Here is a 14,828-nt window from a genome sequence, read left to right as displayed (position 1 = left end):
TCATTCAGCACTCGATGACGTTCACGGCCAGCCCGCCGCGCGACGTCTCCTTGTATTTCGTCTTCATGTCTGCGCCGGTTTCGCGCATCGTCTTGATCACGTTGTCGAGCGACACGTAGTGCTGGCCGTCGCCCTTCATCGCCATGCGCGCGGCGTTCAACGCCTTGATCGCGCCCATCGCGTTGCGTTCGATGCAGGGAATCTGCACGAGTCCGCCGACCGGGTCGCAGGTCATGCCGAGGTTATGTTCCATGCCGATTTCGGCGGCGTTCTCCACCTGCGCCGGCGTGCCGCCCATCACCGCCGCGAGCGCCGCGGCGGCCATCGAGCACGCGACGCCCACTTCACCCTGACAACCCACTTCGGCACCCGAGATCGATGCGGTTTCCTTGTAGATGATGCCGATCGCGGCGGCGGTCAGCAGGAAGGTGACGATGCCGGCATCGTTCGACGCGTGCATGAATTTCACGTAGTAGTGCAGCACGGCGGGAATCACGCCGGCTGCGCCGTTCGTGGGCGCCGTGACGACACGCCCGCCCGCGGCGTTCTCTTCGTTGACGGCCATGGCATAAAGGTTGACCCAGTCGAGCATCGACAGCGGATCGCGCAACGACTCTGCCGGGCGCGAGCGCAACTGCTCGCACAGATCGGCGGCGCGGCGCTTGACGTGCATCGGGCCGGGTAATTCACCTCGCACCTTGCAGCCGCGTTCGACGCAGGCGGACATCGTGCGCCAGATCGCCAGCAGCCCTTCGCGGACGTCCTGTTCGGTGCGCGACGCGCATTCGTTGGAGAGCGTCACCTGCGCGATCGACAGCCCCGTTTCGCGGCACAGGCGCATCAGATCGTCGCCGGTGCGAAACGGGTACGGTACGCCGGCACCGGTGCGCAGCGCATTCACGCGGTCGCCTTCGCGATTGACGACGAAGCCGCCGCCGATCGAGTAATACTCCTTCTCCACCAGCAGCTGGCCGTTTTCGTCGAAAGCCTGAAAGCGCATGCCGTTCGGATGCACGATGTCCGAGCCCGGCGCGCCCGGCATCAGCTTGCGAAAGAAACCGAGGTGTTCGCGCTCGTCGAAGCGGACCGGATGCTTGCCGAGCAGCACGAGCTGCTTCGTTTCGCGGATTGCCAGCAGGCGCAGCTGGATGACGTCCGGATCGACCAGATCGGGCAGATTGCCTTCGAGACCCAGCAGCACCGCCTTATCCGTGCCGTGCCCCTTGCCGGTCGCGCCGAGCGAGCCGTACAGCTCGACCTTCACGCGGCGCACGAAGCCGAGCAGGTTGGCGTCTTCGATATGCGAGGCGAAGCGGCAGGCGGCGATCATCGGCCCGACGGTGTGCGAGCTCGAAGGACCGATGCCGGTCTTGAACAGATCGAAGACGCTAACGTTCATGACGTGCCTTATGCATTGCGATGCCGGGGTTGACGGGTTGTGCGCGGGATGACCTGTACTTGCCGCCATTGCACCAAATGTCGATCTGGATCGATAGAATAAAAACGGCATCGCGATGGGATAGTGGCGTCAAAGCGCGCGTCCGCACAGCGCGGCGGCGGATTTACGAAGACTTCCGACGCATTTGCGACAGGCACGTGGAACGCTACTGGCGATGCTGTGGCACGATTGCCGTGGCGCGTTGCGTGGTGCGCCTGCGCGGCCAGATTCCACGCCGTCTACGAATGCTATGCTTGATTCACCCCTTTCCTTGCGGGCTGTGTGCATGAATTCCGCTGAACCGCGTCCCCTTCGATCCATCGACGGCCCGTCGAAGCAGCGCATCCGCTTCGGCATCATTCTGCTGCCCAACTTCACGCTGACGGCGTTCTCGGGTTTCGTCGACCTGTTACGCCTGTCGGCGGACGAAGGCGATTTCAGCAAGCCCGTGCGCTGTTCCTGGAGCGTGATAGGGGAAACCCTTGCACCGGTGCGCGCGAGTTGCGGGATCCAGATCACGCCGTGGGAAACCTTCGATCACGCGGAGCCGTTCGATTATGTCGTCGTGGTCGGCGGCCTGCTGCATTCCGGACTGGCGGCCAGCGACGCGACGCTCGCGTTCATCCGCTGCGCCGCCGCGACCGAAGCGACGCTGGTCGGCATGTGCACGGGGGTGTTTTCACTGATGCGCGCGGGCGTGCTCGACGGCCACCGCATTTGCGTGAGCTGGTTTCATTACTGGGATTTCATCGAGCGCTTTCCGTCGGTGAATGAAGATGCGCTGGTCGCGGACCGGCTGTTCGTGATCGACCGCCGGCGCATTACGTGTTCCGGCGGACGCGCGTCGATCGACGTCGCCGCCGCGATTCTGCTGCGTCACTTCGAAACGGCCACCGTGCAAAAGGCGCTGCGCATCCTGCTGGTCGACGACATGCAGAAGGGCAACGCGCCGCAGCCGCATCCACCGGGTCTCGCGCCCGCCGCGCATCCGAAGGTGAAGCGGGCGATCCTGCTCATGGAACAGCACGTGGGCCGTTCGCTGTCGCTCGATGAACTGGCGCACAAGCTGGATCTCTCTGCCCGTCAACTCGAGCGGCTCTTCAAGGCGCAAACCGGCAAGGCGCCGCAGGCTTACGCGAAGCAGGTGCGCTTGCGCACGGCCGCATGGCTGCTGACAAGCTCGGATAAAACGGTGGCGGATATCGCGTCGAGTTGCGGCTTTTCCGACGCATCGCATCTGGGGCGCGAATTCCGCAAGCAATTCGGCCTGCCGCCGATAATGTACCGCGAGCAACGCGGCACAGTGGCCGAAGCGGAAGACAGCACCGGGTATGACGAAACCTTTCCGGGGCGGGCTCAGGCGATCTGAGCGATTGATGCCGGACTGGTTCGGATACCCGAATTCGCCACGCGTTTTTCTACGCCAGCAAGCGCCGCTCGACGCTTGGCGCGTGGCCGAACTGCGCGCGATAAGCCTTGCTGAAATGACACGGCGAATGAAAACCGCACACCGTCGTCACGCGCGCAATCGACGCGTCGGTATTGCGTAGCAGTTCGCGCGCGAGACGCAAACGCAGGGTCAGGTAGTAGTGCGTCGGCGACACGTTGAGGAACATCTTGAACATGCGCTGCAAATGCCGTTGCGACAGATTGACGAGCCGGGCGAGCTCATCGAGCGATAATGGCTCCTCGATATTCGCTTCCATCAGCCGCACCACTTCGACCAGTTCTCCACGCGTGAAGCCGACCCGCGCATCGACGGGGATGTGCTGATAATCGGTCGAGCCGCGAATCCGCTCGACGATAAACTGTTCCGACACCTGCGCCGCAAGCGCGCGGCCGAGGTGCATGCCGACCAGGCTGAGCATCAGATCGAGTGGCGCGGTGCCGCCGGTGCAGGTCAGGCGATCGCGGTCGATCACGAACAGTTCGTCGGCAAAACGCACGTGCGGGTAACGCTTGTGCAGCGGCGACATGTCTTCCCAGTGCACCGTACAACGATAACCGTCGAGCAGATTCGCGGCTAGCAGCGCGTACGGCCCGGTGCAGATGCCGCCCAGTGGAATGCCTCTGGACGCGACATCCTGCAGCAGCGCGATCACGGTGGCGTCGACGTAATCGCTGACGTGCCAGCCCGCGCAAACGATCAGCACATCCGGCATGCCGGCTTCGGCGAGCGTCGTGGTGGGCTTTACGGTAATGCCGTTGCTGGCGCGCGCCGGTTCGCCATCCGGCGTGATCACCGACCACCTGTAATGCTGCGCGCGGCTCACATAGTTCGCCATGCGAAGCACTTCGACCGCGCTTGTGAACGCGATCATCGAAAAATTCGGCAGCGTCAGAAAGCCGAAGTGCGCGAGCCCGGATAGCGGCGATTCCGCTGAAGGTTCGACAGGGGGAAACGCGTCGCGCTTCATGGCCGGCTGCTCAGCCGTGCTGCGCGGCCGGCGCGCGACGCACCTTCATCACGCTGCGCAGGCCCGACAGCAGCGGCGCGCGCGCCATGCCCGGCGACCGGCCGAAGCTCTCCGTGATGCGGTCCAGAATGATCGCGAGCATCACCACCGAGAGGCCGCTTTCGAAACCGAGCCCGATGTCGAGCCGCTGGATACTCGCCAGCACGTCGTTGCCGAGACCGCCCGCTCCGACCATCGAAGCGATGATCACCATCGAGAGCGCCATCATGATCGTCTGGTTCACGCCGGTCATGATCGACGGCAGCGCGTTCGGAAACTGTACCTTGTAGAGCAGTTGCAGCGGCGTGCAACCGAACGCCTGCCCTGCTTCGACGATTTCGCGGTTCACGTGCTTGATGCCGAGCGACGTGAGGCGCACTGCGGGCGGCATCGCAAAGATCACCGTCGAGAGAATCCCTGGCACGCGGCCAAGGCCGAACAGCATCGCAGCCGGAATCAGGTAGACGAACGCGGGCATCGTCTGCATCAGATCGAGCGCCGGGCGCACCACCGTTTCGACGTAGCGGCTCTTCGCCATCCAGATGCCGAGCGGCACGCCGATCAGCAGGCTGATCAGGGTCGACGACAGCGTAAGGCCAAGCGTGATCACCGTCTGATCCCAGAAGCCCGTTCCATAGATCAGCAGCATCGCGAGCAGCGTGAACAACGCGAAGCGCCAGCCCACCCGCCACAAACCGATACCGACGAAAAACGCCATCAGCGCCCACATCGGCACCGCCTGCAAGCCGTGCTCGATCAGGGCGGCAAAGCTCTCGATGACCTTGCCGATGGAATCGAAGGTTTTCGCATCATGATCGAGCAGGTAACGAACACCGTGATCGACCCAGGTGCCAAGCGGAATGATTTCAGACATGGGAACCTCGATGACGGGTCAGGACATTGAGCACGTTCGTCTTGTTGACCGAACCGCAGTAGGAGCCGTCCGCCTCGACGACCGGCAGCGGCGCGCGGCTCGCCACCACGCGTCGCACGACGTCGTCGAGCGGCGTGGTGCGGTGGATGCATTCGACGTTGTTGAGCCGCGGCGACGCGCCGCCCGTCACATCGCGGCACACGAAGCCGCGAATCCTGCGCTCGCTGTCGAGCACGAACGCGTAGTCGGCACGGCCGTTCAGCGTCGCCGCGACGCTCGACGCGTCGATCTGCGTCGTGTGCGAGTGCATCAGCGGCACGGCATCGGTCTGCATCAGATCGCCGGCCGTCAGATAGCGGCTGGTGTCGATCCCTTCAAAAAACGCGCGTACGTAATCGTCGGCGGGATTCGTGATGATTTCCTGCGGCGTGCCGATCTGCACCACCTTGCCGCCTTCCATGATCGCGATCCGCGTGCCGATCCGCAGCGCTTCTTCCAGATCGTGCGAGACGAACAGGATCGTGCGCTGCTGCTCGCGTTGCAGATCGAGCAGCACGTTCTGCATTTCCTTGCGCTTGAGCGGATCGAGCGCGGAGAACGCCTCGTCCATGATCATCAGCGATGGATTGACCGCCAGCGCCCGCGCGAGCCCGACGCGCTGCTGCATGCCGCCCGACAGCTGCGCCGGCAGCTTTTCGGCGAACGGCGCGAGGCCAACCTGCTCGAGCACGGTCATCGCGCGCCGCTCGCGCTCCTTCTTGCCGACGCCCGCGACTTCGAGCCCGAACGCCGCGTTCGACAGCACGGTGCGTTGCGGCATCAGCGCGAACGACTGGAACACCATGCTCATGTCCTTGCGGCGCAGCGCCGTCAATTCCGGGCGCGGCACGCTCGCCACATCGCGGCCGTCGATCAGCACCTTGCCGGCCGTCGGCTCGACGAGGCGATTGATCAGGCGGATCAACGTCGACTTGCCCGAGCCCGACAGGCCCATCAGCACGAAGATCTCGCCCTCCCTGACTTCGAAGGAGACGTTATGGACGCCGACGATCTGACCGGTGCGCGCGAACACTTCCTCTTTCGTTGCACCGCCTGCCAGCATGCTGGTCGCCTGTTTCGGGTTGGTGCCGAATACCTTGCACAGCCCTTCGACCACGACCTTGGGGGAATTCATCGAATGCTCTCCTGGTGTGGCGCATGTGCGTCCGCGCCGTGCATACATAGTTGCCAGAAAAAAGTATGCCGGGCCGATGAATTGCGACAGGCACATGTGGAAATGCGACACGGCTCGGACGCAGACGCCGGCCGATGGCGGTGAAAACCTTGCCGGACAAGGGTTTGGCCGGCGTAGCCGGGCGTGTCGCTCGCGTGCAAGTGAAGCCCCCGCCGAGGAAAAAACCGCGGCCTGGAAGGCGTCGCGGCCATCCGGTGAAGTAAAGGCTGGACAGTTCCGGAAGCAAATCCGTGCTGCGGCGCCGCAGTGACCGGCGCAAGCCGCGCTTACGGTCAGTGACGACGTACGGGGCACAGACTCATCATGCTCACAACGCTCAGGGCCGGATATGCCTCACGCCCTGCTGCGCATCACACGAAAACGCCATGACGCACGCGTTGCCTGAAATTTGTCGCCACTGAACCAAACCGCTAATATCAGACGAAAATCCGATCCCGCATCCGTGCGCCTCATGCATGAGCGCGGCACCCGGGCACACCGGCAGCGCTGTCTCGCGATTGACGCGATCTCTGGAGAAATGCAATGGTTCGGCTGGTGATGATCCTGCTGGGCGTCGATTATCTGCGCACGCGCTGGCGGCCGTTAATGGCGGTGGGCTGGATCAGCGCGATCGTCGGCATCTTCGTCTTCATCGATGCGCTCGATGGCGCGCTGTATTTCCCGATCACGCCGTTTGCGCTGCTGCTCCTCGCGGAGGGCCTCGCGACGCTCGCCGTCGCGTGGACGGGGATGGGCGGCCAGCGCACGCTGCGCCATGTGAAAGGCGCGGCGTTCAGCACCGCGGCGCTCCTGATTCTCGGCGGCCATCATCACGGCAACTTCATCCTCTCGATGATCTTCGGCACGCTCTTTCTCGCTGACGGCCTGCTGCAGATCGTGTCCGCGAAGATCGTACGCTTTCGCACGTGGCGTCTCGCGATGGCGGGCGGCATCGTCGAAATCGCGCTTGCGATCTTTTTCTACCAGCCGTTTCCGACCTGGTACGTGGGCACCGTGCCGTATTGTCTCGGGCTCGGCCTGATGTTTGGCGGCTGGAACATGATCCTGCTCGCCGCACGCGTACGGCGGCTCGCCGCGAACCCGGCCGTGGGACGCGAAGCTGCCGCGCAGGTGGCGAGCGCGACGCCGCGCGAGCGGCAAAAACGCGGCGTCGTCGAATGGGACGGACCGCCCGCGCCCGGCGAACCCGCATTGACGGTTCACGTGTGGACGCCGGTCGGATCGTCGAAATCCGAAGCGCGGCGCCAGTTGATCGTCGACCGGTACATTGCCGCCGTGGACCGCAACGGCGTGATCTCGACGGGGCACGCCGCGCTCGAATCGCCGGAAGGCGTCTATATCAGCCTGTATCCGGGTGTGGAGATCGACCGCTCGCCCGAAGACTTCACCCGCATCCTGCGCGCCACGCGCGAGAACGACGTGCCCGGCGTGTTTCAGCCCGACTACGCGACGGAATCGAACGCGTGGTGTCCATCCACGGTTCAGGTCCGTATCCGCAATTACGATCCCGAGCGGCTGCGCCGGTTCTGGGAAACGTATCGCCAGGACGCCACCTACAACCTGACCCACCGGAATTGCTCGAGCACGGTTTCGCGCGCGCTGGAAGCGGCCATCGAGGGCGCATCGGCACGCGTCTGGCAACGCGCGGGCGGCTGGCGGCCGTTCGTGCGCGTGCTGACCACGCCCGAACTCTGGATCGCGGCGCAGATCCGCAAGCGCGCGACGACGATGGCGTGGACGCCCGGCCTCACGCTCGATTACGCACGCGCGCTCAGCATGCTGGCCGATCCGCGTCCTTCCGGCTGGGGCAAGATGGCGCGGCTCGCGCTGCGACGGATGTATCGCTCGCGGCAGCAATGGCGTGAAGAAGAAAAAGCCGCTGGGGAAGGCCGTAACGCTGAGCCGGCAGGCACGGCCGGTAGCGAGGTCTAGCAGACTTTGAAAAGCGCGCTGTCATGACAGCCGAAGCGACGCATTTGATCGCGCAATTGCCCGATCTTCTCTTGCAGCCGGGTTGTCTTCGCTTCACGCTCGGGTGGCTGCGTCCGGTCAGCCGTTTCCAGCGCACTCCGGTAGCGCTGGATGCTTTCCTCAATCTGTTGCTACCGCTTGTCGATCTTGCCCGTCGTGAAGTTGCGGTCGCGGGTGTTCGACGCCTTGAACTTGCTTCCATCAATGGCAACCAGCGCTTGCGAGAACAGCTTGAGATCACGGCACAGAACGACAAACCGGCGGCAGACGTTGAGGATGCCTGTACCGTTGCCCCGCCGAAAGTCGGCTATGGTCTTGAAGTCAGGCACCAGACGACCCGTGAGCCACATCAGTTCGATATTGCGCTGACATTCACGCTCAAGGCGACGACTCGATTGAATCCGGTTGAGGTAGCCGTAGATGTATATCTTCAACAAGACGCCCGGATGGTAGGAGGGGCGACTGGTCGTCGATGGTGTGACGCCATCAAAGCCCATCGATTCCAGTTCGAGTTCTTCGACGAAGGCCTCGATGATTCTCACCGGGTTATCCTCGGCGACGAAATCATCAAGGCATTCGGGCAACAGCGTTACCTGCTTGCGGTCTTCGCCTTCAACGAATCGCTTCATGAATCACCCGTCTTGAATGCGTTGATTCGGTTTAGGCGATCAATGCGTTTTCACACAGCCTCGACCCTGAGGAGCCATTGCATCGGCAAAACAGGTACGTCCGCTCATGGCATAGCAGACTTCGGTCGCCGAAATCGATTCGCCCGAAAGCCGTCATCGCCGCTTGACTGTCAGGTAGCGGAGGTCCGTCGACATGGAATGGCCCGGCGACCTGCGGGCACGCTCGATCCAGCCTGGCAGCTGTGCCGAGAATATCGGCCATCGTCACCCGTTCTGAACAGCTGCGGCCGCCTTGCGGATTACGTCGAGGACAACATTCGGCTGGGACAGCATCGGCACGTGGCTGCTTGCCACCTCGGTGACGGTCGCCCCCATGCGCTTCGAGACCCACCGTTGCAGGTCGGGATGCACAGTGTGGTCTTGCGTCGCCAGAACATACCAACTCGGCTTCGACTTCCATGCGATGTCATTCGCGCCGAGTTTCTGTTGCTGGAACAGATCGAAGACGGGAGCGTAATGGGTAGCCCAGACGAGCTTCTGCTCTGCCGAGGAGAGGTCTCCAGCGAAGAACTCAGTGCCGTTCGGGAGCATCCAGGCTCGCCCGTCTGCCACTTCAACGCGCGAGAAAATGTCCGATGGATACTTGTCGAGCTGGTTCTGCACGGTTTCGCCGGCATCCGGGGCGACCGCTGCGATATAGACCAGGCCCGCCACGCGGTCATCGACCCCTGCGGCCGTGATGGTAGCGCCGCCGTAGGAATGCCCTACGAGGATGACGGGGCTGCCGCCGACGCGGTTCAGCGTGCGCTTCACTGTCGCGACATCTTCTTCGAATGAGTCAAGGCCATATTGGACCGCGATTACCTCGTGCCCGTCCGCCTGCAATGCGGGGATTACCTTGCTGAAGCACGAGCCATCGGCCCAAATGCCATGGCAGAACACGATGCTGGGCTTGGAATCTATAGACATTTGCCTTCTCCTTTTTAGATTCGACCGGTTTGACTGGGGTGCGCCCGTCGGTGCACCGATGGGCTACTGCAACGATAGGTGTCCGTTCCCTCGATGACAAAGACTTTGTATGATTCAACCTATGCCTTGAAGGTATACCGGAGATCCGATGGAACTTCGACATTTGCGCTATTTCATTGCCGTTGCGGAGGAAGGTAGCCTGTTGACGGCCGCTCAGCGGCGACTGCACACGTCGCAGCCGTCGTTGAGCCGGCAGATTCGCGATCTGGAATCCGAAATCGGTGTGAAGTTGCTGGAGCGCCAGGCACGTGGCGTGGCGCTCACAGCCGCCGGGAAAATTTTCCTTGATCACGCACGCCTGGCGCTCTTGCAAGTTGAAGCAGCTACTGACGGCGCGCGACGCGCGGAGCAGCCGGAAAAGCCTGTCCTGGCCATGGGTTTCCTTGCCGGACAGGAAGTTGTATGGCTACCCCATGCGCTACGCATCCTCCGGGAGGAGGCACCCGAGGCCGAAATCACGTTGTGCAGTCAATCCTCCCCGGAACTTGCTCTTGGGCTGATGCGAGGGAAGCTGGACGTTGCATTTCTTCGCCCGGAGATACAGACCGTTGGCCTGTCCTTCAAATTCCTGGCAAAGGAGCCTCTGATCGCCGTGCTGCCGGCGGACCATCGCCTGACGTCACGCAAAAAGATCCGGCCGCAGGATCTTTCCCGCGAAATTTACGTCAGTTCGTCGAGGACGTCTCCGGTATTGAAATCCGTGATTCAGGATTACGCATCGAAAGTCGGGATCACGCTCAAGGCGGGGTACGAAGGCGAGAACCTGCCGTCGGCAATGTCGCTCGTCACGTCCACGGGTGGCGTTACGCTTATCCCGCTGTATGCGCAAAATATGCTGACACCGAATGTTGTTGCCCGGGCGCTTGACGGCGTGCCTCCGACGATTGATCTCGTCCTGGGATACAACAGTGCGAATACAACTCCACTGCTCCTTCGGCTTTTATCTCGTGCCGACGAGTTGGTCGCAAACGTTCAAGATCAGAGCATCATCCGATACGCCGTCTAGGTAATGGACGCACGCTGGTTGCCCCGGCGCATCTTGTGCCGGAAAGAGCCGTCCTGGAAGCATCCGTTCGTGGCCGACGCCGGACGGCGCACGACAGGGCTTGGGACATGCCTGCTTTGCGAGGAAACAGCCAGGCGCTAGCGAGCAAACCAGAATCTGGGGAGCGGCGGTCCGGAAGAGCTAGAAACTCATTGCAAACCCGAACGACACGCCGTGGACGTTGTGACCGAAGACGTATCGCACCATCGCGCGCGTGCGAGTGATGATGACGGGATACTTGCTGCTATCGAGTTCAAGCCCGACTCCCAACGACGTGAGGTCGTTGAACCCCAGCACGCCGGCGCTGTCGCCCAAATAGTGCGAATAAGCGGCTTCCAGCACATAGCGGATCGGCCGGTCCAGCGCGTGCCAGCCGGTAGGCGCTCGCCAGCGTGTCCACAGGCTCACTTGCTGCGCCGTGGCCGAACCCTGAACAGCCTCCGACGAAGCGCCGAAGCTGCGAAGGTAGATGTCGGTGGCACGCAATTCGGCATCGATTTCGTAGTTTTCGCGGTAGTGCTCGTAGTCGAGCATTAGTGATCCACCGTAGCCGTACGCGTCCAGCGAGCCATTCTCGAGGAACTTCAGATTGCTGTCAGTGACGTGATTGAAGATCGACTGCCCCACCTTCAGATCGCTTGAGACACGTCCAATCGTACCGTTCAGGATTGGACGGAACACCAGTTCATCCGTGATCCGGAAATCCCAGCCGACGCCGACCGTGCTACTGAAAGTGTTCCATTTAGTCGGGATCGCACGCTGCTCGGCGCCGTCCGTAGCGATAAAGATCGGATCGTAACGGCTGTAGGCAAGCGTCCCTTCAAGGTACAACGGAAAGGATTTGCTGATCGTGAAGCCGCCGCCAAACTGCGTCTGGCCAAAACCGGGATTACCGGTGGTACCGCTGTTGACCGACAGGTTACTGGTGGTAACGTCGGGGACCGTCGTGTAGGTCATGATCGCGAGCACGGCGTTCGCGTGCTGCTTCACATTGCCACCGATCACAGTAGTGCTCGTCGATTGGCTCGGCGCGGCCTGCGCATTCGACGGGCGGGGCAACAGGGTGAACGCCAGAGCGGCGCACGCCCACGATGCGCGGCAGGTCCAATGCATCCGGAGTGCAGGCATTGTCAAGCGACCTCGCCATTTGCCCGCGCGATTGCAAGGCGCCACACAGCGTACCGAACGCACATGACCCACGCCTCTCAGTCAGGTCGTTTTGTTTGTCTTCCACGGGACACGGCATTCCGTGTCAGCACAACACTTCCGAACCACGGATCTAGCGAGTAGCGACCGTTCCATCGTTTGCAGCGCCTGGAACGGGCTACATCGAGGCCCGCCCAATTGTATCGCTGAACGAGACGATAGAACTCGGCGCAGTTCGACGGCAGCTGTTGAACAGGATTAAGCGCCCGACGTGACCGCCTCATGTCGGGCGACGACACAACGAGCCTGATTGATCGGGCAAGGTCGACTACTGGAACAGGCCAGCCGTTCGAGTGTGCGCGTGAACTCTCAGGTGAATGATGCTCTATGGCCGCACCGAGACTGATGCCCCACCGATAGCTTTAACGCTGAGCATCGGAGGTTCTACCGAAGCGCTCCGTGACAAATTCGATGAAGCTGCGAAGCTTCGGCGACATCTGGCGGTCGCGCAGATAGAGCAGGTTGATCGGCCGTATGGGCGCGGCATGGTCGGGCAATACTTCGATCAACCGGTTTGTCTTGAGATCTGCGTCGATCAGAATGGAGGGCAACATCGCGATCCCCATACCGGCAAGCACGGCCCTGCGCAGGGCGTCCGCGTTGTCGATCCTCAGGCGGCCAGCGACCGGCACGCTCACGAGTCCGTTCGGGACGGATAGTGTCCACTCGGGCTGCGCCGTGTGCAATTCGGAGCGCGGCGGAAAGGCGTAGGTCAGACATTGGTGAGAGCGAAGGTCCTCTGGCGTCGCCGGTATGCCGTTCGCGTCAAGGTAGGTGGATGACGCACAGAGCATGAGGCGATACGGCTGCAAAGGACGCGCAACGAGGTCAGGAGTGCCCGGCGCACCGATGCGGATTGCCGCTTCGAAACCGTCCTCGATCAGGTCCGACAACGCATCGCTGGCGACGACGTCCAACTGGACCCCGGGGTAGCGCCCGCAGTAATCCGCGATGGCGGGAATCAGGCACTCGTTGCTGAAGATCACCGGCGCTGTGATGCGCAGCCGCCCGCGCGGAGTGCCGTGATGATCGAGCGCCAATCGCTCGGCGTCGTTGACGAGACCGAGAATTTCTACACAACGTTCGTAGTAGGCCTGCCCGAACGCGCTGATCTGCTGCTTGCGCGTGGTGCGGTGGATGAGCCTGGTGCCGAGCCTGGTTTCCAGTGCCTGAAGGTGATTGCCGACCATGGTGGGCGACAGCTCACAAGCGAGCCCGGCGGCCGTCAGGCTACCGGTCTCGACTACGCGCACAAATACCGTCATCGCTTTGAGAAGGTCCATTGCTCAATATTAGTTGATTCTGTGCCAATTCTAAGACGCTTTATCAAGAATGACTGGGGTATTAGAGTGCAGCGTGGCTCACGATCAAGCGATCCCGTTTGCATCGCGCCCTGTCAGATCGCACATCATGCACAGACAATCGACCCGCTCGCCGCGCCTCGCCCTGGTTGCCGCCAGTCTTGGCTTCGTCATCATCTGCCTCGACGTCACGGTCGTGAACGTCGCACTCGGGCGGATTCAACAAAGCTTTTCTGTCGGCCCGACGGAACTCGAATGGGTGCTTAACGCCTACACGCTCGCCTTCGCTGCGCTTCTGCTCAGCGCAGGCGCGCTCGGCGACCAGCTGGGCGCGCGGCGCGTGTTCGCAGGCGGCTTCGCGGTCTTTACCTTGGCGTCGGTGGCATGCGGCCTCGCACCCAGCGCGGTCGCGCTTGTCGCGGCGCGGACAGTACAGGGTGTCGGGGCGGCGCTATGCGTGCCGTCGTCCCTGTCGCTGCTCAGCGCGGCCTTTCCCGACTCGCTGGCGCGGGCAAAGGCCGTGAGTATCTGGGCCGGGACGGCCGCGTTGGCGCTTGGCGCCGGTCCACTCGTCGGCGGTCTGCTAATCGACCGTTTCGGTTGGCCGGGCATCTTTCTGATCAACGTGCCATTCGGTGTCACCGGCATCTGGCTGACGCTGGCCCATGCGCCCGATACCCTGCGCACCGCGACGCGCCGTATCGATCTGGCGGGGCAGACGCTGGCGGTGATTTCGCTTGCGGCGTTGATGTTCGCCGTCGTAGAAAGTGGCCGATTGGGCTGGGGAAGTCCGGCTGTAATCACGGGCATCGTTTGTTTTGTCGCGTCCGCTGCACTGTTCGTGCTGGTGGAAGCGTGGCAAAGGGAACCGATGCTGCCGCTTTCGCTATTCCAGATACCGGCGGTCAGCGTGAGTTCGGCGATAGGACTGTCGCTCAACTTCGGCTACTACGGATTGATGTTCGCCATGAGCCTCTTCTTCCAGCACGAAAGAGGATACACGCCACTCGAGACCGGTCTGGCCTTCCTGCCGATGACCGCCGTCGTCACCGTGGCCAACCTCGCGTCGGGCGCCCTCACGTCGCGTTTCGGCTATCGTCTTCCGATGGTCGCCGGGCAGGTGCTGGCGGCGGGCGGCTTTCTGTCGCTGGAGGTGATCGAGGTCAACAGCAGTTACCTGACGATTACCGCGCCGTTATTGGCGATCGGTGTCGGCGTCGCGCTGGCCGTTCCGTCGATCAATACGGCGCTCCTTGATCATGTCGATCCGCGTTCGGTCGGCATCGCTTCAGGTTTGCTGAACACGGCGCGCCAAATTGGAGGGGCGCTCGGAGTGGGCGTCTTCGGGTCGCTCATCACCGGGGCCGCAGGCAATCCAGTCAACGGACTGCACACCGCCGTCATACTGGCAGGCGTAGTCATGGTGGCAGGCATAGTGATCGCGATCTCGGGGTTGAAAGCGGCCGGTTTGCCGGCGCGGCCGGGTGGCGCTTGCTAGCGGCGTGAGACGGTGAAAGCGTTGTCGATATGATTGGTTTTAATCGGCCCAACTCGGCCGCTCGACGCTCGGCGCACCGAGCGTCTCTTGATGAAGTGCAACGGCCAGTCGCTCGTCCGCTAAGGCCGACGCGCCGTCGGCCTTAGC

11 protein-coding genes and 1 pseudogene are annotated in these 14,828 nt (G+C 62.5%); 4 read left to right on the top strand and 8 right to left on the bottom strand.

Features of this window, described 5'->3' with window-relative positions:
• Positions 1-4: 4 nt before the first annotated feature.
• Entirely contained in the window at positions 5-1,399 is a 1,395-nt protein-coding gene (locus tag LPA34_RS18845; RefSeq protein ID WP_228981012.1) for an L-serine ammonia-lyase, read from the bottom strand.
• 325 nt (positions 1,400-1,724) lie between these two features.
• On the opposite strand from LPA34_RS18845, the gene LPA34_RS18840 reads away from it, so the two are divergent.
• Entirely contained in the window at positions 1,725-2,807 is a 1,083-nt protein-coding gene (locus LPA34_RS18840) for a GlxA family transcriptional regulator (protein ID WP_228981011.1), read from the top strand.
• Between the two features lie 49 nt (positions 2,808-2,856).
• Here the strand turns inward: LPA34_RS18840 and LPA34_RS18835 are convergent, their stop codons facing one another.
• From LPA34_RS18835 to LPA34_RS18825, 3 genes are read right to left on the bottom strand one after another with little or no spacing between them, the layout of a single operon-like run.
• Complete coding sequence (locus tag LPA34_RS18835) at positions 2,857-3,855, bottom strand: GlxA family transcriptional regulator (protein ID WP_228981010.1); 999 nt, start codon at positions 3,853-3,855, stop codon at positions 2,857-2,859.
• Between the two features lie 10 nt (positions 3,856-3,865).
• Entirely contained in the window at positions 3,866-4,768 is a 903-nt protein-coding gene (gene choW, locus LPA34_RS18830; RefSeq protein ID WP_228981009.1) for a choline ABC transporter permease subunit, read from the bottom strand.
• Entirely contained in the window at positions 4,761-5,942 is a 1,182-nt protein-coding gene (locus LPA34_RS18825) for a quaternary amine ABC transporter ATP-binding protein (RefSeq protein WP_228981007.1), read from the bottom strand. Before LPA34_RS18825 ends, choW begins: the two co-directional genes overlap by 8 nt.
• A 582-nt stretch (positions 5,943-6,524) precedes the next feature.
• On the opposite strand from LPA34_RS18825, the gene LPA34_RS18820 reads away from it, so the two are divergent.
• Positions 6,525-7,934 carry an HdeD family acid-resistance protein gene (locus LPA34_RS18820; protein WP_228981005.1) on the top strand — a complete coding sequence of 470 codons (1,410 nt, stop codon included), beginning with the start codon at positions 6,525-6,527 and terminating at the stop codon, positions 7,932-7,934.
• A 38-nt stretch (positions 7,935-7,972) separates the two neighbouring features.
• Here LPA34_RS18820 and LPA34_RS18815 read toward each other — a convergent pair.
• Positions 7,973-8,602: pseudogene (locus LPA34_RS18815) on the bottom strand (transposase); the annotation flags it as partial.
• Positions 8,603-8,866: 264 nt separating this feature from the next.
• Entirely contained in the window at positions 8,867-9,571 is a 705-nt protein-coding gene (locus tag LPA34_RS18810) for an alpha/beta fold hydrolase (protein WP_228981004.1), read from the bottom strand.
• A gap of 148 nt (positions 9,572-9,719) precedes the next feature.
• On the opposite strand from LPA34_RS18810, the gene LPA34_RS18805 reads away from it, so the two are divergent.
• On the top strand, positions 9,720-10,637 hold the full coding sequence (locus LPA34_RS18805; RefSeq protein WP_228981003.1) for a LysR family transcriptional regulator: 918 nt from the start codon (positions 9,720-9,722) through the stop codon (positions 10,635-10,637).
• A gap of 180 nt (positions 10,638-10,817) precedes the next feature.
• Here the strand turns inward: LPA34_RS18805 and LPA34_RS18800 are convergent, their stop codons facing one another.
• Together LPA34_RS18800 and LPA34_RS18795 are read right to left on the bottom strand one after the other, a co-directional pair.
• Positions 10,818-11,804, bottom strand: coding sequence for a hypothetical protein (locus LPA34_RS18800; RefSeq protein ID WP_228981173.1), 987 nt, complete (start codon positions 11,802-11,804; stop codon positions 10,818-10,820).
• A gap of 440 nt (positions 11,805-12,244) precedes the next feature.
• Complete coding sequence (locus LPA34_RS18795; protein WP_228981002.1) at positions 12,245-13,165, bottom strand: LysR family transcriptional regulator; 921 nt, start codon at positions 13,163-13,165, stop codon at positions 12,245-12,247.
• Positions 13,166-13,292: 127 nt separating this feature from the next.
• Here LPA34_RS18795 and LPA34_RS18790 point away from each other — a divergent pair, with 127 nt between their 5' ends.
• Positions 13,293-14,681, top strand: a complete 1,389-nt coding sequence (locus LPA34_RS18790) for an MFS transporter (protein ID WP_228981001.1) — start codon at positions 13,293-13,295, stop codon at positions 14,679-14,681.
• The last annotated feature ends 147 nt before the right edge of the window (positions 14,682-14,828 follow it).

It is taken from the genome of Paraburkholderia gardini, assembly GCF_907164575.1.
GTDB classification, from domain to species: Bacteria; Pseudomonadota; Gammaproteobacteria; order Burkholderiales; family Burkholderiaceae; genus Paraburkholderia; species Paraburkholderia gardini.
This window is presented reverse-complemented; position numbering and strand designations above follow the sequence as displayed.